We start from the raw sequence: 20,018 nt of genomic DNA, 5'->3' as shown, positions 1-20,018 counted from the left end.
AAGGACGACGATGACCGGGTTCCATGACTGGCAAGAGGTTCGTGCCGAATTGCGCGACGGCGACGAGGACGCGGTCGCCGCCGAGCGGGCCCGCGCCGAAGCGAGGATCGAAGAATTCCGCCGGGGCGGCGAAGGTGACGAAGCGTTGGGGCGTGCGGAGGCGAGATCGTCCGGCAAGATGGGGAACTATGGGTGATTTGCGGGTGGTGGTTTGTGGGGGCGGCGCGGCCGCCGGCGTCGGGAAGCTGATCGTCGTGGCGATCGCTCGTGGGTGGTCGGTGGAGGTGACCGCCACGCGGAGCGCGCTCGAGTTCATCGAGCCCGCCGAGGTCGCCCGGCTCAGCGGCAAACCCGTGCGCACCACGTACAAGTTCGCCCCGGACGGTCGCCGGATCTCGCCGGCCGCCGACGCGCTGATCGTGGCGCCGGCGACCTTCAACACCGTCAACAAGCTGGCGTTGGGCATTGCCGACACGTACGCCCTCAGTTCGGTCGCCGAGGTGATCGGGCGCGGTGTGCCGACGGTCGTCGTGCCGGCTGTCAACTCCGCGCTCGCCGCCCGGCGGCCGTTCCGGAACGCGATCGAGAGTCTGCGTGCGGAGGGCGTACGCGTCCTCTTCGGTCCGGAGGACGACTTCGAACCACTGCCGCCCGGCCGCAACGACCCCGAGCTCTTTCCCTGGCTGCTGGCGCTCGACCTGGTCGAGGAGGCAATCGGTTTGACATCCGTCGATCGAGGCGTTCCGATGAGGTCATGACGAAGCGGCTCGCGGCGGTGATCGCGGTGACCGCGCTGGGGTTGAGTGTCCCGGCGCAGGCTCAGGCACACGGGACCGACCCCCTGAAGGACATGACCCTGGCCGAGAAGGTCGGGCAGATGTTCGTCTCGTATGTCTACGGCGACAGCGCTACCGCGCCCAGTGCCGCCGACGCCGCCGCGAACCAGGCGAAGTTCGGCGCCGACGTGAGCACCGGCGCGCAGGCGGTCGCCAAGTATCACCTGGGCGGCGTCATCTACTTCACCTGGAGTCACAACCTCAACAGTCCGAACCAGATCGCCGGGCTCTCCAACGGGCTGCAGGCGGCGGCGATGGCGGACACCGGCATCCCGCTGCAGATCAGCACCGATCAGGAGGGCGGGGTGGTCAACCGGATCGGCGCCCCGCTCGCCGTCTCGCCCGGCAACATGGCGCTCGGTGCGACCTTCGACCCGCGCACCGCCGAGAGCGCCGCGAAGGTCAGCGGCGAGGAGCTCAAGGCCCTGGGCATCAACACGGTGGACGCCCCGGTGGTCGACGTCAACACCAATCCGAGGAACAGCGCCGACGGCGTCCGATCGTTCAGCGACCGCACCAACCACGTCTCCCTTTTCACGAAATTTGCGGTTAAAGGCTACGAAGCGGCAAAAATCGGGACCCAGGCCAAACACTTCCCGGGCCTGGGCGACACCACCGTCAACACCGACAACGGCGTAGCGATCACCAACGAGACCCGCCAACAGATCTTGGCCACGCACGTACCGCCGTTCCGGGCCGCGATCCGACAGGGCGTGACGAGCGTGATGGCCGCCCACATCATCGCCCCCGCGCTCGACCCCACCAACAGGCCGGCCAGCCTCTCCAAGCCGATCATCACCGGCCTGCTGCGCCAACAGCTCCACTTCAACGGCGTGGTGATCACCGACGCGCTCGATGCGGCCGCCCTCCGGGACTACACCGACCAGCAGATCGTCGTCGACGCGGTGAACGCCGGCGTCGACGAGTTGCTCATGCCGCGCAACGTCCCGCTGGCGATCCAGTCCCTGCTCGACGCGGTCGCCGACGGCACCGTCCCCGAGCAGCGCATCGACCAGTCCGTGCGGCGCATCCTCAAGACCAAGACCTTTCCGCCGTACGTCTCGGACACGCCGACCGTCGGCACGCCGGAGCACCTGGCCACGATGGCGGCCGCCGCGGCCCGCTCGATCACCGTGTTGCGCCGGGACGCCACGCTGCCGCTCCGGGCCGGCCAGCACGTCCTGGTCACCGGCTGGGGCGTGACCACCACGACCAACCTGGCCGCCGCGCTCGGCGCCACTCGTTTCTACACCGGCTCGCCGTCCGACGCGGTGATCGCCCAGGCGGTCGCCGCTGCGCAACAGGCCGACGTCACCGTGGTCACGACGTACAACGCCTGGAGCGACACCACCCAGCAGAAGCTGGTCGCGGCCCTGCTCGCCACCGGCCGGCCGATCGTCGTCGCCGCCGTGGGCGCGCCCTACGACCTGGCCTCCTTCCCGTCCGCACCCACCTATGTGGCCGCCTACGACTACCAGCCCGTCTCGGTCACCGCCCTCGCGAACGTCCTGCAGGGCAAAGCGCGGGCGACCGGTCGTCTGCCGGTGACGATCGACGGTCTTTACCCGTACGGGAGCGGTTTGTCCGATAGGCGCTAGGCCCTCGACGATCACCGGCTTAGCCTTTTCGCGACATGGACTTGCTGGAACGCGCCGACGAGCTGACCACCCTGCACCGGCTGCTCGCCGAGACCACCGCCGGCGGCCGGGTCGCGGTGCTCAGCGGCGAGGCCGGCGCGGGAAAGTCCACGCTGGCCACCGCGTTCGCCGAGGCCGCCGGCCCGCGGGCGCACGTGCTCTGGGGCGCCTGCGACCCGCTGCTGACCCCGCGCGCCCTCGGCCCGCTGCACGACATCGCCCGGGTGCTGGGCGGCCGCCTGCGCGACCGGATCGCCGACGGCACCCGCAGCGAGGTCTTCGACCTGCTGCTGGAGGCGCTCGACCGCCCGCCGCAGTCAGCCCGCCCGGTCGTGGTGCTGGAGGACCTGCACTGGGCGGACGAGGCCACGCTGGACATGGTCTCGTTCCTCGGCCGCCGGCTCGCGCTGTGCCGGGCGCTGCTGCTACTCACGTACCGCGACGACGAGCTCGCCCCCGACCACCGCCTGCGCTCGGTCCTCGCCGGACTCCCGGCCGACCGGACCCGCCGGGTGATCCTCCCGCCGCTGTCCCGGGCAGCGGTGGACCGGCTGGCCGGCCGGCACCGCCCCGAGGTGTACGAGGTGACCGGCGGCAACCCGCTGCTGGTCACCGAGGTGCTGTCGGCCGCGTCGGAGGGCATCCCGCCGACCGTCCGTGACCTCGTGCTCTCCCGGCTCGCCACGCTCGGTGAGCCGGCCCGCGCGGTGGCCCGGCTGGTCTCGGTGGTGCCCGCCCGGGCCGAGGCCGACCTGCTGGCCGGCCGGGCCGAGGCGGTCGACGAGTGCCTGGCCCGGGGCGTGCTCACGATCAGCGGGGACGGCGTGGCCTTCCGGCACGAGCTGCTGCGCCGGGCCGTCGAGGGCGCTCTCTCCCCGGTACGCCGCCAGGCCCTGCACGCCGAGGTGCTGGCCGCCCTGATCGAGCGCCCGGGCGTCGACCCGGCCCGGCTCGTGCACCACGCCCACCACGCCGGCGACGCCAAGTCGACCCTGCACTGGGCGCCGATCGCCGCCCGCCAGGCCGCCCAGCTGGGCGCGTACCGGCAGGCCGCTGCGCACTACGCGCTCGCCCTCCCGCTGGCCGCCGAGCACCCGGCGGAGGAGCGGGCCGAGCTGCTGGAGGAGTATTCGCTGGCCGCGTACCACGGCGGGCTGGGTGCCGAGGCGATAGACGCCCGGCTGGCCGCGCTGGGGCTGCGCGAGGAGCTCGGCGACCCGCTGCGGATCGGCGACGACCTGCGCTGGATGGCCCGGCTGAGCTGGTGGAACGGCCGGCCGGACGACGCCCGGCAGTACGCCTGGCGGGCGGTCGCGGTGCTTGAGGCGGCGCCGCACGGGCGGGAGCTGGCCGCGGCGTACAGCAATCTCTCGCAGTTGTTCATGCTCGGTAACGAGGAGCCGGTCGCGATCGAGTGGGGCCGCCGCGCCCTTGACCTGGCCCGGCGGACCGGCGACCTGAACACCGAGGTGCACGCGATGGTCAACATCGCCTCGGCGCAGCAGCAGGTGGGCGACCCGGAGGGCGTCGCCGGGCTGCAGGCCGCGCACGACCGGGCGATCTCGGCGGGGCTGGACGACCACGCCGGCCGCGCCCTGGTCAACCTGGGCACGGTCGCCGCCGACCGGTACGACTTCGACCTCGCCGAGGACACCTTCCAGCGGATCCTGCCCTTCCTGCTGGCCCGCGACCTGGACGGGTACGCCCGGCACCTGCTCGGGCACCGGGCCCGGGTGGAGCTGATCCGCGGCGACTGGCAGGCCGCCGACGAGGACGTCGAGCAGTCGCTGTCCGGCGTGCCGATGCCGGGCGCGTTCCTGGTGCCGTCGATGACCGTGCGGGCCGTGCTGCTGGCTCGGCGCGGCGAGCCGGGCGCGCACGAGGCGGCCGACGCCGCGGCCGAGCGCGGTTACCGGACCGGTGAGGTGCAGTTCGTCGTCCCGGTGGCGATCACCCTGGCCGAGCTGCACTGGCTGGACGGCGATCTCGACCGGGCGGCGACCGAGGCGCGGCGCGGCTACGACCTCGCCATCGAGGTCGGCCAGCCGTGGTTCCTCGGCGAGCTGGCCTTCTGGCTATGGCGGTGCGGCCGGCTCGAGGCGGCGCCGGAGAACGCCGCCGAGCCGTTCCGGCTGCTGATCGCGGGTGATTGGCGGGGCGCCGCCGACGCCTGGACGGCACGTGGCTGCATGTACCCGCGGGCCGAGGCGCTGTCCTACGGCGACGCCGACGCGACCGCCGAGGCGCTGCGGATCTACGAGCGGCTCGGCGCGGTGGTGCCGGCCCGCCGGCTGCGCGGGCTGCTGCGCGAGCGGGGGATGCCGGTGCCGCGCGGGCCGCGGCCGGCGACCACCACCGACCCGGTCGGGCTGACCGGCCGGCAACGGGAGGTGCTGGCGCTGCTGGCCGAGGGGCTGAGCAACGCCGAGATCGCGGCCCGGCTCACGGTGTCCACCAAGACCGTCGACCATCATGTGTCGGCGGTGCTGGGCAAGCTAGGCGTACCCAATCGGGGCCAGGCCGCCGCCGAAGCCCGGCGGCGCGGCCTAATATAGGGAGCTTTCCCCATGTGGACCTAGGGGTCCACTTCCTACCGTCGAGTCATGACCGAACTTGCGCTCGACGGCCTGAAGACCAAGCAGCAGCGGACCTGGAGCAGCGGCGACTACGGGGCCGTCGCCGCCCTGATCCAGCCCATCGCGGAATACCTGGTCCAGGCCGCCGACCTGTCGGCCGGGGCGCGGGTGCTGGACGTGGCGGCCGGCACCGGCAACGCGTCGATCGCCGCGGCGCGCTGCGGGTGCCGAGTCACCTCGACCGACTTCGTCCCGGCCCTGCTGGTCCGGGGCCGCGAGCGGGCCGAGGCCGAGCGTCTGCCGATGGATTTCGACATCGCCGACGCCGAGGACCTGCCCTACCCGGACGGCTCCTTCGACGCCGTGATCTCGGTCGTCGGCGCGATGTTCGCGCCGAAGCAGGAGCGGGTCGCGGCCGAGCTGGCCCGGGTGTGCCGGTCCGGCGGGACGATCGCGATGGCCAACTGGACGCCGGGCGGCTTCATCGGGGAGATGTTCCGCACCGTCGGCCGGCGGGTGCCGCCCCCGGCGGGCCAGCGCGGGCCGGTCGAGTGGGGCAGCCCGGCCCGGCTGCAGGAACTGATCAGCGACCGGGCGCTGGAACTGCGGGTGCTGCCGCGCACGTTCGTCTTCCGGTTCGCCTCGACCGTGCACTTCGCCGACTTCTTCCGCGCCAACTACGGGCCGACGGTCAAGGCGTTCGAGGCGCTCGGCGAGCGGGACGGGAAGCTGCTCTACGACGATCTGGTGGACCTGGCCGCCCGGTGGAACGTGGCGACCGACGGCACCGCCAAGATCCCCGCTGATTACGTGCAGATGCTGGCGATTCGCCGGTAGCTGCTCATCCGGTCTCTTCCAGGGGGGCGGTGAGCCGGTTCGGCGCAATGGGGGCGCCGAACCGGTGCCGGATGGTCGATCCCGCCAGCGCGGCGGTGACCACCGCGACCCCGGCGCCGGCCAGCTTCTCCAGCTCGGGCCGCAACAGCGGGGTGGCCAGCTTGGCCAGCCCATGCATCTCCAGCTCCACCCGGTAGGTGACCTCGGTGCCGCCCGGGACGGGCCGCACGAAGACGGTGTCGACGCAGGTGGCGCCCTCGCTGCGGCCGTGCAGCACGAGCCGCCCGGGGTCGCTGCTGATCAGCGTGTAGGTCAGCTCGGCGGTCACCCCGTACAGCTTGCGGACGTGCCGCCAGTGCGCGCCGGGCGCGATCGGGCCGGCGTCGAGACGGCTGGTCCGCACGCTCGACCGGTCCCATTCCTGGGCGTTCGCGAAGTCTTGCAGGTAGGCCAGCACCGCCCCCGGGGCGGCTGTCACGGCGAACGTGCGCTCCACGACGATCATCGGACCCCCAGGCGTCGGCGTGCTGTCCCAGCGTAATGGCAGCTTCTGATCAGCGCCCATGTTTCGCCCGCGAGGCCGACACGCCTATCGATTCCCGTCGAATCCGCGCACAAACCGCTTCTGCCACGGCGTCTCCACCGCGCGCGGGTGATAGCGCGCCCGCACATAGGCCACCGCCTCCGCCGGCGGCACGCCGTCCAGGATCGCGAGGCAGGCCAGCGCGGTTCCGGTGCGCCCGCGGCCGCCGCCGCAGGCGATCTCGACCCGCTCACTCTCCGCGCGGTGCAGGCTTTCGAGCAAAACCTTGCGGAGGTACGCCGGATCCGCCGGCAGACGAAAGTCCGGCCACTTGACCCAGCGCGACGGCCACCCGAACTCCGGCGGCTTTTCGCCCAGCAGGTACACGCCGAAGGCCGGTGCATGCCCGGACGGCATCGGGTCGCGCAGGCCCCGCCCGCGCACCAGCCGCCCCGACGGCAACGCCAGCACCCCGGCCTCGCCGGTCGGCCAAAGTTGCTCGTTCCGCACCGCACCATCCTGCTACAGTCCGGCGCATGCACAGCTTCAGCGACCGACGCCGGCGATCAGACGACCGCCGCTGCTGAGTTGTGCCCTTCTGCCGGCGGGTCGAGCCCGCCGGTCTGCGTGTGACCGGTCGACCCGCTTTCCGCGTACGTCGATAGGTTGCCGATGAATCTCGAAGCTCTCCTCGCCGATCGGCTCTCCGCGGCCCTGGCGTCGGTGGCCGGCGGACCCGTGGACCCGGTCGTGCGGCAGTCGCAGCACGCCGACTTTCAGTCCGGGGCCGCGCTCGCGCTGGCCCGGCGGCTGGGCCGCCCGCCGCGCGAGGTCGCGACCGAGGTGGCGGCCAAGGCCGACCTGGCCGGCCTCGCCACGATCGACGTCTCCGGGCCCGGCTTCCTCAACCTCACCGTCGACGACGCGGCGCTGGCCGCCGGGGTCGACGCGCTCGACGACGACCGGCTCGGCGTCCCGCCGGTGGCCGCGCCCGAGCGGATCGTCCTCGACTACTCGGGTCCGAACGCGGCCAAGGAACTCCAGATCGGGCACCTGCGGTCGACGATCATCGGGGACGCCCTGGCCCGGCTGCTTGAGTGGCTGGGGCACGAGGTGATCCGGGCGAACCACCTCGGCGACTGGGGCACGCCGTTCGGGATGCTGCTCGAGCACATGGCCGACCTGGGCGGCGGGGAGAACGAGCACTCGCTCGGCGACCTGACCGACTTCTACCGGGCCGCGCGGCGGAAGTTCGACGAGGATACTCAGCCTTCAGTCCGGTCAGGGGCGGTGGCGGGGCGGTCGGACGGGGGATTCAAGGCCCGGGCGCGGCTGCGGGTGGTGGCGTTGCAGGCCGGGGACGAGCCGACCCGGGCGTTGTGGCGGCGGCTGATCGAGCAGACCGAACGGACCTTCCTCGACGCGTACGGGCGGCTCGGCGTCACCCTCACCAGGGGCGACTTCGTCGGCGAGAGCTTCTACCAGGAGCAACTCTCGTCGGTGCTGTCCGAACTGGACGAGCAGGGCCTGCTGGTCCCGAGCGAGGGCGCGTTGTGCGTCTTCCCGGCCGGGTTCGCCGGGCGGGACGGCGAGCCGCTGCCGCTGATCGTGCGCAAGAGCGACGGCGGTTTCGGGTACGCCGCGACCGACCTCGCCGCGCTGCGGCACCGGGTGCGGACGCTGGGCGCGACCCGGCTGCTCTACGTGGTCGGCGCGCCGCAGCGGACCCACTTCCGGATGGTCTTCGAGGTGGCCCGGTCGGCCGGCTGGCTGCCCGCCGGGGTGACCGCCGAGCACATCGAGTTCGGCTCGATCCTCGGCGCCGACGGCAAGATGTTCCGCACCCGGGCCGGCGACAACGTCACGCTCGGCGCGCTGCTCGACGAGGCGGTCGAGCGGGCCAGTTCGCCGGCCATCGGGATCGGCGCGATCAAGTACGCGGACCTGGCCGGCGATCGGCGCTCCGACTACGTCTTCGACTGGGACCGGATGCTGGCCAGCACCGGGGACACCGGACCGTACCTGCAGTACGCGTACGCCAGAATCCGTTCGATCTTCCGGAAGGCCGGCGCCGAACCCGGACCGGTCGTCCTCGCCCACCCGGCGGAACGCCGGCTGGCCCTCGCCCTGCTCGGCTTCGAGGCCGCGGTGCACGCCGCGGCCGGCCGGCGGGAGCCGCACCGGCTCGCGTCCTACCTGCACGATCTCGCGGTCGCGTTCACCGGCTTCTACGAATCGTGCCCGATCCTGCGGTTGGCGGGACCGTACCGGGCGAGCCGGCTCACGCTGGCCGACCGGACCGGCCGCACGCTGGCCCTCGGCCTGTCGCTGCTGGGTATCGATCTCCCCGAGGAGATGTAGCAAGCGGGATGGCGACGTTCTTCTTCGTCGATGCGTCGGCGGTTAGGGTGCCTGGATGACCTCACCCACCGGTGTTTCACGGCGCGCAGTGATCGCCGCCTCGGCAGCTGCCGCCGCGGCCCCGCTCGCCTTCTCGCAGGCCGCGCAGGCCCAGGAAAAGGGCCCGCAGACCTTCCACCTCACCGTGCTGGGCACGTCGGACACTCACGGCAACGTCTACAACTGGGACTACTACCGGGACGCCGAGTACGACGATGCCGCGCACAACGACGTCGGGGTGGCCAAGCTGGCCGCGCTGGTCAACAAGATCCGCGCGGAGGCGACCGGGGCGACGCTGGTGCTCGACGCCGGCGACACCATCCAGGGCACGCCGCTGGCCACCTACTACGCCAAGCAGGAGCCGATCACCACGACCGGTGAGAAGCACCCGATGGCCCGGGCCATGAACGTCCTGCACTACGACGCGGTGACGCTGGGCAACCACGAGTTCAACTACGGCCTGCCGCTGCTGAACCTGTGGATCCGCCAGCTCGGGTTCCCGGCGCTCGCCGCGAACTGCGTCAGCGCGACGACCGGGCGGCCGGCGTACACCCCGTACATCATTAAGAAGGTCTCGCTCGGCAGGCACGCGCCGACGTTGCGGGTGGGCATCCTGGGTCTCACCAACCCGGGCGTCGCCATCTGGGACCGCGCCAACGTCGAGGGCAAGCTGGAGTTCCTCGACATGGTGAGCACCGCGGCCAAGTGGGTGCCGGAGATGCGGAGCCGCGGGGCCGACCTGGTGATCGTCTCGGCGCACGGCGGTGACTCGGGCGTCTCCAGCTACGGCCCCGACCTGCCGAACGAGAACCCGGCCGCGCTGATCGCCGCGCAGGTGCCCGGGATCGACGCGATCCTGTTCGGCCACGCGCACCTGGACATCCCGCAGCGGTTCGTGGCCAACATGACCACCGGCGAGCAGGTGTTGATGTCCGAGCCGTCGAAGTGGGGCCAGCGGCTGACCAGGATGGACTTCGACCTGGTCCGCGACTGCGGCCGGTGGAAGATCACCACCAAGGCGGCGACCACGCTGAACACCAACACGGTCGACGCCGACCCGGCGGTGCTGGCCGCGGTGCGGGCGCAGCACGCCAAGACCGTGGCGTACGTGAACCAGAAGGTCGCGACCTCCACCGAGGAGCTGTCGGCGGCCACCTCGCGGTACCAGGACACGCCGATCCTCGACTACATCAACAAGGTGCAGACCGACGAGGTGACGTCGGCGCTGGCCGGCGGCGCCTACGCCACGTTGCCGGTGCTGTCGATCGCGGCGCCGTTCAGCCGGACCGCGGTGTTCCCGCAGGGCGACGTCAAGATCAAGGACGTGGCCGGGCTGTACATCTACGACAACACGCTCGAGGCGGTCGTGCTGACCGGGGCCGAGGTCAAGGCGTACCTGGAGTACTCGGCGAAGTACTTCGTGACGCTGGCCCCGGACGCCCCGGTCAACCCGGACACGATCACCGACCCGGCGGTGCCGGACTACAACTACGACACGCTCTCCGGCGTCGACTACGACATCGACATCAGCAGGCCGGTCGGCTCGCGGATCACCCGCCTGCAGGTCAACGGCGCCGACGTCGACCCGGGAGCTCGGTTCGTGGTGGCGGTGAACAACTACCGGCGCTCCGGCGGCGGCAACTTCCCGGGCATCGTGAAGACCCAGGTCTACAACGAGCAGAAGGAGATCCGCCAGCTGCTCATCGACTGGGCCCAGGCCAAGGGCCAGATCAACCCGGCCGACTTCTACGTCGAGAACTGGCAGCTGGTCCGCAACGGCGTACCCATCCAGTTTTAGGCACGCCGCTGTTGCCGTGGACGCTGAAACCACGGGGCGGCCCGCGCGATCGCCTGTCAATGAGATGGGCCCGGTTTTTGGCTCCGCGGGGTTTGCGGTGCCGAAAACCGGGCCCATCTCATTGACCTCAAAAGGCGATCGTCGCCCGCGAAGCGAAGCGGAGCCAGCTAGTTCTGGACCGGGACCTGCATCTCGGTCACCCACTTGTCGAACTCGCCGGGCGGGCAGTCGAGGTAGACCTCGCGGGCGTAGCCGGGGTCGACCGTGCGGTAGCCGTTGTCGTCGATCCAGTTGGCGATCTTCTGGCCGGTGCGGAAGGCCTCCGACATCGAGCCCTCGTGCAGCGCCGTCGCCGCCTGCTCGACCGCCGGCAGCACCGTCACCGCGAAGCCCGGGTCGGACCCGACCGCCACCTCGCCGATCGGGAACGCCGCGTGCACGGTGATCGTCTCGTCGCCCGGCCCGGTCGGCGCCGGCAGGTAGTAGGCGATCGGCGACCCGGTGATCGGAATGCCGCCCTTCTCCATCAGCTCCATCAGCCGCGGATAGAGCGGAGTGAGATTCTCGGTGATCGACGTCGGATCGTCGTAGCTGGTCGCCGTCGCGGACAACTCCGCGACCCGCAGCGGCGGCAGGCTCTTGAGGACCACGTCCCCGGTGTCCATGTGTCCCTCGCTCTCGATCAAACGGAGACGGGCGTCGACCAGCGCCAGCCGCACGGAGTCCCGCTGCACCTGCGCCTCCAGCTCGGCCCGCCGCAGGCGCAGCATGCCGCGCAGCTCACCGGCGTCGACCTTCTCGTCGATGAGCGTCTGCACCTGCTGCAGGGAGAAGCCGAGATCCTTGAGGGCGATCACCCGGTTGAGCAGCCTCAGCTGGCTCGCCGTGTAATACCGGTAGCCGGTGTGCGGGTCGACGTGGGCGGGCGGCAGCAGGCCGATGGCGTCGTAGTGGCGCAGCATGCGCACCGACACCCGGCCCAGGCCGGCGAAGTCTCCGATAGCGAACATCGTCCTCGTACCTTCCGGCCTGACACGGTGTGAGAGTCAACCGCTAATTCGTCCCCGCCGGCGGGGTCGTCGTCGGTGCGGTCGTCGGAGTCGTCGTCGGCGGGGTGGTCGGCGGCGTCGTGGTGGGCTTCGTGGTCGGCGGCGTCGTGGTGGGCTTCGTGGTCGGCGGCGTCGTCGTCGGCTTGGTGGTCGGCGGGGTCGTCGTGGGCCTGATGGTCGAGTTGGTCCGGGAGTTGTGCGGCTTCACACTCGCCGAGGGCTGCTGGATCGGCGCCACCGATTCATGCTGGGTCGGTGGCTCGGTCACGCTGATCGGATTGCCCGTCTCGTTCGGCGAGCCCTTCGAGTGGAAGATGATCGCGAGGGTCAGGCCGAGCGCCAGCACGGCCATCGCCGCGATCGCCACGGCGAGCGCGGTCTGGCTGCGCGGGCGGCGGGCCGGCGGCGGCGGAGAGGACCGCGGCAGGTCGCGGGGGATCGGCACGGTCCGGCTCGGCGCCGCCGGGCTGAGCGGGGCGACCATGGTGGTGCCGGTCATCCGCTTCCAGTCCAGCGGGCCGGCCGCCTCGAACGCCGCCTCGGCGAACTCGGCGGCGGTGGCGAACCGGTCGGCCGGCTGCTTGGCCATCGCCCGGGCGATCAGGTCACGCACCTGCGGCGGCACGTGCGCCGGCAGCGGCTCGGGCTCCTCCTCCAGGTGGCGCAGCGCGACCTGGAGGGCGTTGTCGCCGTCGAACGGCGGGTGGCCGGCGATGCAGTGGTACGCCACCGCGCCCAGCGCGTAGATGTCCGTGGCGGCGGTGACCTTGCCCTTGGCGACCTGCTCGGGCGCCATGTAGAGGGCGGTGCCGACGATCGCGTTGAGCTGTGTGACGCTGGTCACGGCAGCCGAGCGGGCGACGCCGAAGTCGACCAGCACGACCGCGCCGGTCGGCCGGACGATCAGGTTGCCCGGCTTGACGTCCCGGTGGACCACGCCCACCTCGTGCGCGGCGTGCAGCGCGTCGGCCGCCTGGGCCACGATCGACATGGTCTCGGTGACCGGCATCGGGCCCTGGCGCACCCGGGCGGAGAGCGGCTCGCCCTCCACATACGCCATCACCAGGTAGGCGACCTTTTCCTCGCCGGCCTCGTCGGCGCCGGCGTAGTCATACACCTCGACGACGCCGGGGTGGCGGAACGACGCCATCATCCGCGCCTCGCCGTAGAAGCGGGCGGAGAACTCGGGGTCGCTCAGCATCGCGGTCTTGAGCACCTTGACTGCGATGACCCGGCCGAGCACCACGTCGGTGCCCTTCCACACCTCGCCCATGCCCCCGGTCGCGATGCGCTCGTCCAACCGATACCGGTTGCCCAGGAGGAACCCCGCTGACAGCACCGCTGGACCTTATCTAATCGGGTGGCATAGCCACAGCACACGAACGTCGCTCAACTCTACAGACGCCCCTCCGCTAGCGGGGGGCCAGCGGGGGCACCCTCTTGCCGGCCGCCGAATCCGCGATGAGCTGGGCCAGCCGCCGCTCCCGGGTCTCCGGGCGCTTGGCGCTGATCACCCAGTGGGTGGCCGCCCGGCGGTAGTAGGCGGACTGCCCGGAGAACCATCCCCACGCCTTCGCGTCGGCCTGGAACCGCGCGGTCTGCTCAAGATCAAAGGACCCGGCCTGCTCGTACGAGTAGGCCGGCGCCTGATCGACTTTGCGGTGCTCGAAGGCCGTCACCCCGGCCGGCGTCATGAGCCCGCGCTCGGTCAGTTCGGCGATCTTGGCAATGTTGACCGCGCTCCACACGCTGCCCTTGCGGCGCGGCGTGAACCGCACCCGGTAGCGCTGCTCATCGAGGCCGCGGGCGACGCTGTCGATCCAGCCGAAGCAGAGCGCCTGCTCGATCGCCTCGGGGTGGCTGACCCCGCTCCGCCCCGAGCCCTTCTTCCAGTACCCGACGAACAACTCGGGCGCGGAGTCATGATTCGCCTCGAACCAGACCCGCAGGTCGGCGGCGGTCTCGAAGAACAGTGCGTCCACCGGGACAGGGTAGGGCCGCCGGGCGACAAAGGGACTCCGCCCGGCGGCCGATCGCCCTTCGCTTTCGGGCGGCGGTCAGCCCTGGCCGGTGACGATCACCGCGGTCTCGGCCAGCTCCTGCTCCTCCTGGGCGGCCTCGCGGGCCAGCGCCCGGCGCCCGTACGCCCCGGCGGCCCAGCCCACGGCGGCCCCGGCCAGCGCGGTCAGCACCAGCAGGCCCCACGGCCGGCCCGGGCGGCGCCCGGCCAGCGCGTCCGCGGCGGCGTTGGCCCGTCGCCAGGCCTCGCCCGCCCAGTCCTGACCCTTGTCGCCGGCGATCGACGCCGCCTTCGTGGCGCTGTCGCCGGCCGTCGACATGGCCGAGGAAAGGTACTCCCAGGCCTGATCGGCGGTTCGCTCGGCTTTGCTCTTCGTCGAGAACATCGTCGGTTTTCTCCCTCGCGCTCGCCGGTACTTCGTTCACCTGCCCCTATGCAGCATGCGGCAAACCCGTCCGCTGTGGACGCCATCACGTTTCGGAAACGACTGGACGGACCCCGGTAGTCTTGATGCGGTTCACACGGGTCACTCAGGTGGCTAACAGGTTCAGGGCCTAACCTTCTGGTCAGTCTCACCGAACCTTTTGGGGGTGGTCTTGCACCCCCGGCGTGACACCGCGCACAGTTTTGCACTACGCTGCGTCGCGGCCCGCGCACAGAGGAGCTGACGCCCGGGTGAGTCCGGGCGGGTGGAGGGAATTGGCGTGACGCTGTCGATAATGACGTCGACGCTTGCCGACGGTGTGGTGGAGGTCTCGCCCAGCGGCGAGATCGACGTGGAGAACGCGTACGAGATCCGCGAGGCGGTGGCGGCCCAGCTGGGCGATGTTCAGCTCGCCCGCATCGAGCTCAACCTGCACGACGTAACCTTCATCGACTCGGTGGGCATCAGCGCGCTCGTCGCCGCCTTCCAGCTGGCCGCGGTCAGCGAGGTCAAGCTGATCGTGACCCGGCCCAGCCGCTTCGCCCACCGCCAGCTCTGGGTGACCGGCCTGCTCGGCCTCTTCGGCAACCCGCAGCCGTTCGACGACGGCGCCGAGAGCGAGCGGCCCGCCTTCTCCGCCTGACCCGCCCGCGACCGCCACGCCGTCCGCCGGGCCGGCGGAGGGTCACCGCGTTGGCTACGCGACCGCGCTGCCACAGCGGCGGCTTGGTTGCGGCGCACGGCCACGGCGGCGCACGGCCACAGCGGCGGCCTGGGCGCGGCGCACGGCCACAGCGGCGGCCTGGGCGCGGCGCACGGCCACAGCGGCGGCCTGGGCGCAGGCGGTGGTCTCGTCACCCCGCGCGGTCAGAACGTCGTAACGGCGCGCGGTCACGGCAGCGGTCTCGTCACGGCGCGCGGTCACGGCAGCGGTCTCGTCACGGCGCGCGGTCGCTGCGACGACCTCGGCTTGGCGCGCGGTCGCGGCGACCTTGGCGCGGTCACGGCGGCGGCCTGGGCGTGGCACGCGGTCACAGCGGCAGCCTCGGCGCGGCCGTGGTCTGTCACGGCGCGCGGCCACCACATGGCGTGGTCTGTCACGGCGCGCGGCCACCACATGGCGTGGTCCGAACGTCGGCGCGACGCGCGGTCACGGAGGCCTCGGCGCGGCCGTGGTCTCGTCACGGCCCGGCCTGGGCGTGGCACGCGGTCACGGAGGCCTCGGCGCGGCCGTGGCCTGTCACGGCGCGCGGTCACGGCACGGCGTGGCTGAACGTGCGCGCGACGCGTGGTCACGGCGGGCCCCTCACGGCGTGTGGTGACGGCGGGTGCACGGGTGCACCACGGTGCGCTGCGACGGCGGGCCCCTCACGGCGTGTGGTGACGGCGGGCGCCTCGCGGTGCGCTGCGACGCCGGGCGCCTCGCGGCGCGTGGTCACAGCGGGCGCCTCGCGGCTTGTGGTCACGACGGCCGCCTCGCGGTGCGTGGTCAGAGGGTTGACGCGTGTACCTCCACCGTCTCGAGGTTGAAGCGGACGTCCGCGGCCTCCACCGGGGCGCGCAGCGGCGTCACCACGGCGAAGTGCTCCGCCAGCGCGGCCAGGTCCGTCTGCGGCTCGAGCAGCTCGTCGGCGGCCTGCACGGCGGTCCGTACGAAGCCCTCGCCGGCCTCGGCGATGCTCATCTGCACCTGGCCGAACTGCGCGAGCGACGCCCGGCGCAGCCCGCGGATGCCGTCCAGGTGCAGGTCGGGCACGTTGAGGTTGAAGACCGTGCCGCCCGCCGTGTGCTGCAGCGTCGGGATCAGCCGCACGGCCAGCTCGGCGGCGCTGCTCCAGTGCCGTTTCTCGTCGTCCGCCTCGCTGATCACGTCCATCGCCGCGCCGCCGGTGCGGGACGCGGCCACCCGGGGGGAGAGCACGTCCAGCGAGACCGCCAGGCCGTGCAGTCCCGCGTACGAGGCGGTCAGCGTGGCGCCCACCGTCCCCGAATGCACCACCGCCGACCCGGCGTTGGCCCCCCGGTTGATGCCGGACAGCACCATCGCGGGCGCCTCGCCGAACGCCTCGCGCAGCGCCAGCAGCACGATGTACGCCGGGGACGCCGCCACCGCGTACGCGGGAATGTGCCGCGCCCCGGTGAGCTCGCGCTTGTGCAGAATGATCTTGCCTTGCTCTTCGATCGCGGTCATCGCGGCGCTGCTGCCGCTCGACTCGGTGACCGGCGCGGCCACGACCACGTCATGCCCCTCCCGGGCGGCGGCCCGCGCCAGGTAGCGGAGGCCGGGCGAGTCGATGCCGTCGTCGTTGGTGACCAGGATTCGTGTCATCGTGCCTTCTTGATCGGGGTGAGCTTGATCCGCTCGGTGAGCACCTGGACGGCGTCCAGATGTCCCGTGCCGAGACCGTGCCGGGTGACGTTCAGCGCACCGGCGGCCGCCCCGGTGCGGACCGCCTCGCTCATCTCGCCGCCGCGGGCCAGCACCGCGGCCACGCCGGCGGTCATCGAGTCGCCGGCGCCGCGACCGTCGGTGGGGGTCAGCTTGGGCGTGCCGACCCGGTAGATCTCCTCGTTGATCAGCGCCAGCGCGCCCATGCCGGCCCGGGAGACCAGCACCGCCTCGGCACCGTCGTCGTGCAGCTTGACCAGCGCCTCGGTGAGGTGCTTCTCGGAGTCGTCGGGGGAGAGCCCGTCGGCGATGAGCTCCTCGTGGCTGACCTTCACGACGTCGAGCCCGGCCGACAGCACGGCCCGCAGGTGGTCGCTGCACAGGTCGGCGATCACCTTGCAACCGTTGGCGCGCAGGTCGGCCGCGAGCCGCCGGTAGACGTCCGGCCGGATGACCGAGGGGTGCGCGGGGCCGCTGAGGATGGCGATGCCGGCCCGCAGCCCCTCGGCCAGGGCCAGGTTGTAGAGCTCGTCGAGCTCGTGGCGGGTGAACGGGGTGCCGGCGATCTCGGCCAGCGAGCGGCGCTGGCCGTCCCGCCGGTCGTGCACGTACCAGCCGCTGCCGGTCTCCCGCGGGACCGTGCGCAGGGTGACGCCCTTGAAGTCGAGCAGCGGCTTGAGGACCCGGCCGACCTCGCCACCCACCGCCGCGCAGAGGATCACCTCGGCGCCGAGCGAGGTGATCATGCGGGTCTGCCAGATGCCCTGCCCGCCCGGGTGGACGTGCAACTCCGGCAGGTCATGCTGCTGCTCGATGGTCACGGTGAGTTGAGGTGCCGGCGCGAAGACCATGACCCGAGCGTCGCTCATATCCGACATTGTCCACTTTTACGGGCGGCAGGGTCTGGCGAATCCCGCAAAAGCGATTAAATCTCAGAGCTCAAACGCCTCGCCCGTCAGGTCCAGCACCGTCGCGGTGAGCTGGGGCTTCCGCCGCAGCAGATCCTCCAGCCGCACCCGCCACTTGCCGGCCTCGACATCGGCGGCGTACCGGTCGCCCCCGGTCTCGACCAGCGCGGTGAGCAGACGCTGCCGGGTGTCGGCGAACTGGCCGTAGGCCTCGCTGCCCAGCCGGCTCAGCACCAGGGCCGCGAACTGCTCGGAGCGCGGGCTGCCGGCCGCCTGGACGAACGCCCGCGCCCCGTCCCAGGCGACGCGGGGCAGATGGACGGTCTGCGTCATGACAATGTCCTCCCGTGATGGCTAAGCCACTCAGCGTAGGGCGATCACCGCGACCGGGTGGCCAGAGTGCGATCAGGATGCACTCGATCTGTGATGATCGCCATACCCCGAGTGGGCAGCCAGTCCGCGCGGGTGCCGACCGTGGTCAGGCGCTGGGTGGCCCGGGAGAGCGCGACGTACAGCGTGCGGATCCCGGCCGCGTCCCGGGTCAACGACGCCGGCTCGACCAGGACCACCGCGTCGTACTCCATGCCCTTGGCCTCCAGTGCCGTGACCACCTGGACCCGCTCGGGCAGCCCGGCCACCCACGCGGCCATCTCGTCCCGGCGCGGCACCGGCGTGATCACGCCGATCGTCCCGTCCACCTCGGTGATCTGCTTCTCGGCCAGCTCGCGCACCAGGCCGGGCAGGCCGGGCCGGTCGGTGACCACGTCGACCGGGTCGACGCCGGTGCTGCGGACCGCCCGGGGCAGCGGCAGGTCCGGCATGATCGTGCGGATCACCTTGGCGGCCTCCGCGAAGATCTCGGACGAGTTCCGGTAGTTGGTGGTCAGCGCGTAGCTGTTGCGCTTGCGCGAGCCGAGTGCCCGGTCGCGGGAGCGGTCCAGCTCGGCCGGGTCGCCGGCCCACGCGGTCTGCGCTGGGTCGCCCACGATGGTCCAGGACGCGTACTGGCCGCGGCGCCCGATCATCCGCCACTGCATCGGCGAGACGTCCTGCGACTCGTCGACCACCACGTGCGCGAAGTCCCGGTAGTCGTCGTCGCGCTGGACCTGCTGGGCCCGCGCGGCGGCTTGGCGGTCGGCGTAGGTGCTGACCTCCTGGATCCCGTCCCGTACGTGGAACGGGTTTCTGGTCTTCTTCTGGGGCTGACGCGGGCGGCCCATCAGCTCGTCGAGCTCGTCCAGCAGCGCCACGTCGGCGATCGTCGGGCCGTGCTCGCCGAGCGCGTCGAACGAGCCCTGCAGCGTGGCGATCTCCTCCCGGGAGAGCAGGCCGTTCGCGTACCTGCGCAGGCGGCCCGGATCGGCCAGCCAGCGCAGCACCCGCATCGGGGTGAAGCGCGGCCACCAGGCCTTGAGGAACTCGCGGAAGTCGCCGCGGTCGGCCAGCTCGGCCTCGAAGTCCGCCTTCTCCGGCAGGCCGGTGATCTTCATCTGCCGGGCCTGCGCCCAGAGCGCGTCGAAGACCCGGTCGAAACCCTGGCCGCGCACCTCGTTGCGGCGGGCGCCGCGGGGCAGCGCCTTGCGCCGGAGCTCCTCCAGGTTGCGCGCGTCCAGCCGCAGCAGCGTGCCCCGGTAGAGCAGGCGCAACTCGTCGGGGCCGCCCGGGACGGCGTCGTGCGAGGCCCGCTCGAGCACCCGGCGCATCCGCAGCGAGCCCTTGATCGCGGCGACCGGGCCGGGGTCGACCCGGGTCGCGTCGTAGCCGACCACCAGCGAGCCGAGCGAGCGCAGGGTCGCCGTGTCCTCGCCGAGCGAGGGCAGCACGGTCGCGATGTAGTCGACGAACACCCCGGACGGGCCCACCACCAGGATGCCGCCGCCGGCGAACCGGCTGCGGTCGGAGTAGAGCAGGTACGCCGCCCGGTGCAGCGCCACCGCCGTCTTGCCGGTGCCCGGCCCGCCGGTCACGATCGTCACCCCGGAGGCGGGGGAGCGGATCGCCTCGTCCTGCTCGCGCTGGATGGTCGCGACGATGTCCCGCATGCCGCGCCCGGTCGCCTTGGACAGGCTGGCCAGCAGCGCGCCGTCGCCGACCACCCGCATGCCGGGCGGTGCGGCCTCGGGGTCGAGCAGGTCGTCCTCGATGCCGGTGACCCGTTCCCGGCTCGACTGGATCATGCGGCGGCGCACCACGCCGAGCGGCTCGGCCGCGGTGGCCCGGTAGAAGGCGGCGGCCGCGGGCGCCCGCCAGTCGACCACCAGCGGCTGCGAGCCCTCGTCGCGGATGCCCATCCGGCCGACGTAGTGGGTGGCGCCGGTCAGCAGGTCGAGCCGGCCGAAGACCAGTCCCTCGTACTCGGTGTCCAGCGCGTGCCGGCGGCGGGCGGCGTGGAAGACCATCGCGTCCCGCTCGACCAGCGCGCCGTACGTGCCGACGCCGGCCAGCTGGTAGCCCTCCTTCTCGGCCCGGGAGGCGTCCCGGCGCAGCTCGGTGAGCCGGGCGTAGACCCGATCCACGTGCTGCTGCTCGATGGCGATCTCTTGTTGGAGGACGGTGTCGCTCAAGGTGAGTCGTTCTCCCTGCAATAAAAAGGGGGCAATCGAATCTACTCCCATGGGCCA

General features: G+C 72.0%; 19 protein-coding genes. 8 read left to right on the top strand and 11 right to left on the bottom strand.

The genetic code is table 11. The features are described from left to right. The first annotated feature begins 10 nt into the window (after positions 1 to 10). Genes IH26_RS56760 through IH26_RS0147290 form a run of 5 tightly spaced genes read left to right on the top strand, consistent with a single transcriptional unit; the run spans position 11 to position 5,886 of the window. Positions 11 to 196, top strand: a complete 186-nt coding sequence (locus tag IH26_RS56760; RefSeq protein ID WP_030442884.1) for a hypothetical protein — start codon at positions 11 to 13, stop codon at positions 194 to 196. Beyond that, the gene (locus tag IH26_RS0147305) at positions 189 to 758 is read left to right on the top strand and encodes a flavoprotein (protein ID WP_051809808.1); all 570 of its coding nucleotides are present in this window, start codon (positions 189 to 191) and stop codon (positions 756 to 758) included. Before IH26_RS56760 ends, IH26_RS0147305 begins: the two co-directional genes overlap by 8 nt. Then, positions 755 to 2,434 carry a glycoside hydrolase family 3 protein gene (locus tag IH26_RS0147300; RefSeq protein ID WP_051809806.1) on the top strand — a complete coding sequence of 560 codons (1,680 nt, stop codon included), beginning with the start codon at positions 755 to 757 and terminating at the stop codon, positions 2,432 to 2,434. Before IH26_RS0147305 ends, IH26_RS0147300 begins: the two co-directional genes overlap by 4 nt. Before the next feature lie 35 nt (positions 2,435 to 2,469). After that, the gene (locus IH26_RS0147295; protein ID WP_030442881.1) at positions 2,470 to 5,028 is read left to right on the top strand and encodes an ATP-binding protein; all 2,559 of its coding nucleotides are present in this window, start codon (positions 2,470 to 2,472) and stop codon (positions 5,026 to 5,028) included. A gap of 48 nt (positions 5,029 to 5,076) precedes the next feature. Further along, on the top strand, positions 5,077 to 5,886 hold the full coding sequence (locus IH26_RS0147290; RefSeq protein WP_030442880.1) for a class I SAM-dependent methyltransferase: 810 nt from the start codon (positions 5,077 to 5,079) through the stop codon (positions 5,884 to 5,886). A 4-nt stretch (positions 5,887 to 5,890) separates the two neighbouring features. On the opposite strand, the gene IH26_RS0147285 is transcribed toward IH26_RS0147290, so the two are convergent. After that, the gene (locus IH26_RS0147285; RefSeq protein WP_051809804.1) at positions 5,891 to 6,391 is read right to left on the bottom strand and encodes an SRPBCC family protein; all 501 of its coding nucleotides are present in this window, start codon (positions 6,389 to 6,391) and stop codon (positions 5,891 to 5,893) included. 84 nt (positions 6,392 to 6,475) lie between these two features. Then, positions 6,476 to 6,880: a protein-tyrosine phosphatase family protein gene (locus tag IH26_RS0147280; protein ID WP_245666011.1), complete on the bottom strand. Its 405-nt coding sequence runs from the start codon at positions 6,878 to 6,880 to the stop codon at positions 6,476 to 6,478. Positions 6,881 to 7,081: 201 nt separating this feature from the next. Between IH26_RS0147280 and argS the strand changes: the two genes are divergently transcribed. Further along, entirely contained in the window at positions 7,082 to 8,770 is a 1,689-nt protein-coding gene (argS, locus tag IH26_RS0147275) for an arginine--tRNA ligase (RefSeq protein ID WP_030442877.1), read from the top strand. Positions 8,771 to 8,825: 55 nt separating this feature from the next. Continuing rightward, positions 8,826 to 10,607 carry a bifunctional metallophosphatase/5'-nucleotidase gene (locus IH26_RS0147270; RefSeq protein WP_030442876.1) on the top strand — a complete coding sequence of 594 codons (1,782 nt, stop codon included), beginning with the start codon at positions 8,826 to 8,828 and terminating at the stop codon, positions 10,605 to 10,607. Positions 10,608 to 10,774: 167 nt separating this feature from the next. Here the strand turns inward: IH26_RS0147270 and IH26_RS0147265 are convergent, their stop codons facing one another. From IH26_RS0147265 to IH26_RS0147250, 4 genes are all read right to left on the bottom strand, one after another. Further along, positions 10,775 to 11,617, bottom strand: coding sequence for a MerR family transcriptional regulator (locus IH26_RS0147265; RefSeq protein ID WP_030442875.1), 843 nt, complete (start codon positions 11,615 to 11,617; stop codon positions 10,775 to 10,777). A 43-nt stretch (positions 11,618 to 11,660) separates the two neighbouring features. Then, positions 11,661 to 12,995: a serine/threonine-protein kinase gene (locus tag IH26_RS0147260; RefSeq protein ID WP_030442874.1), complete on the bottom strand. Its 1,335-nt coding sequence runs from the start codon at positions 12,993 to 12,995 to the stop codon at positions 11,661 to 11,663. Between the two features lie 73 nt (positions 12,996 to 13,068). Next, positions 13,069 to 13,638: a YdeI/OmpD-associated family protein gene (locus IH26_RS0147255; RefSeq protein WP_030442873.1), complete on the bottom strand. Its 570-nt coding sequence runs from the start codon at positions 13,636 to 13,638 to the stop codon at positions 13,069 to 13,071. 75 nt (positions 13,639 to 13,713) lie between these two features. Then, positions 13,714 to 14,061: a hypothetical protein gene (locus tag IH26_RS0147250; protein ID WP_030442872.1), complete on the bottom strand. Its 348-nt coding sequence runs from the start codon at positions 14,059 to 14,061 to the stop codon at positions 13,714 to 13,716. 319 nt (positions 14,062 to 14,380) lie between these two features. On the opposite strand from IH26_RS0147250, the gene IH26_RS0147245 reads away from it, so the two are divergent. After that, positions 14,381 to 14,743: an STAS domain-containing protein gene (locus IH26_RS0147245; protein WP_030442871.1), complete on the top strand. Its 363-nt coding sequence runs from the start codon at positions 14,381 to 14,383 to the stop codon at positions 14,741 to 14,743. A 54-nt stretch (positions 14,744 to 14,797) separates the two neighbouring features. On the opposite strand, the gene IH26_RS0147240 is transcribed toward IH26_RS0147245, so the two are convergent. From IH26_RS0147240 to IH26_RS0147220, 5 genes are all read right to left on the bottom strand, one after another. Next, entirely contained in the window at positions 14,798 to 15,127 is a 330-nt protein-coding gene (locus IH26_RS0147240) for a hypothetical protein (RefSeq protein ID WP_157437771.1), read from the bottom strand. A gap of 462 nt (positions 15,128 to 15,589) precedes the next feature. Next, complete coding sequence (gene surE, locus IH26_RS0147235; RefSeq protein WP_030442869.1) at positions 15,590 to 16,429, bottom strand: 5'/3'-nucleotidase SurE; 840 nt, start codon at positions 16,427 to 16,429, stop codon at positions 15,590 to 15,592. Beyond that, entirely contained in the window at positions 16,426 to 17,358 is a 933-nt protein-coding gene (locus tag IH26_RS0147230; RefSeq protein ID WP_245666010.1) for a 1-phosphofructokinase family hexose kinase, read from the bottom strand. Before IH26_RS0147230 ends, surE begins: the two co-directional genes overlap by 4 nt. Before the next feature lie 63 nt (positions 17,359 to 17,421). After that, positions 17,422 to 17,730 (bottom strand): hypothetical protein, encoded by a 309-nt coding sequence (locus tag IH26_RS0147225; RefSeq protein ID WP_030442867.1) that lies wholly within the window; start codon positions 17,728 to 17,730, stop codon positions 17,422 to 17,424. A gap of 44 nt (positions 17,731 to 17,774) precedes the next feature. Next, positions 17,775 to 20,012, bottom strand: coding sequence for a HelD family protein (locus IH26_RS0147220; RefSeq protein ID WP_425394463.1), 2,238 nt, complete (start codon positions 20,010 to 20,012; stop codon positions 17,775 to 17,777). Positions 20,013 to 20,018 lie beyond the last annotated feature (6 nt).

The sequence above is a fragment of the Actinoplanes subtropicus genome (genome assembly GCF_000721705.1).
Taxonomy (GTDB): domain Bacteria; phylum Actinomycetota; class Actinomycetes; order Mycobacteriales; family Micromonosporaceae; genus Actinoplanes; species Actinoplanes subtropicus.
This window is presented reverse-complemented; position numbering and strand designations above follow the sequence as displayed.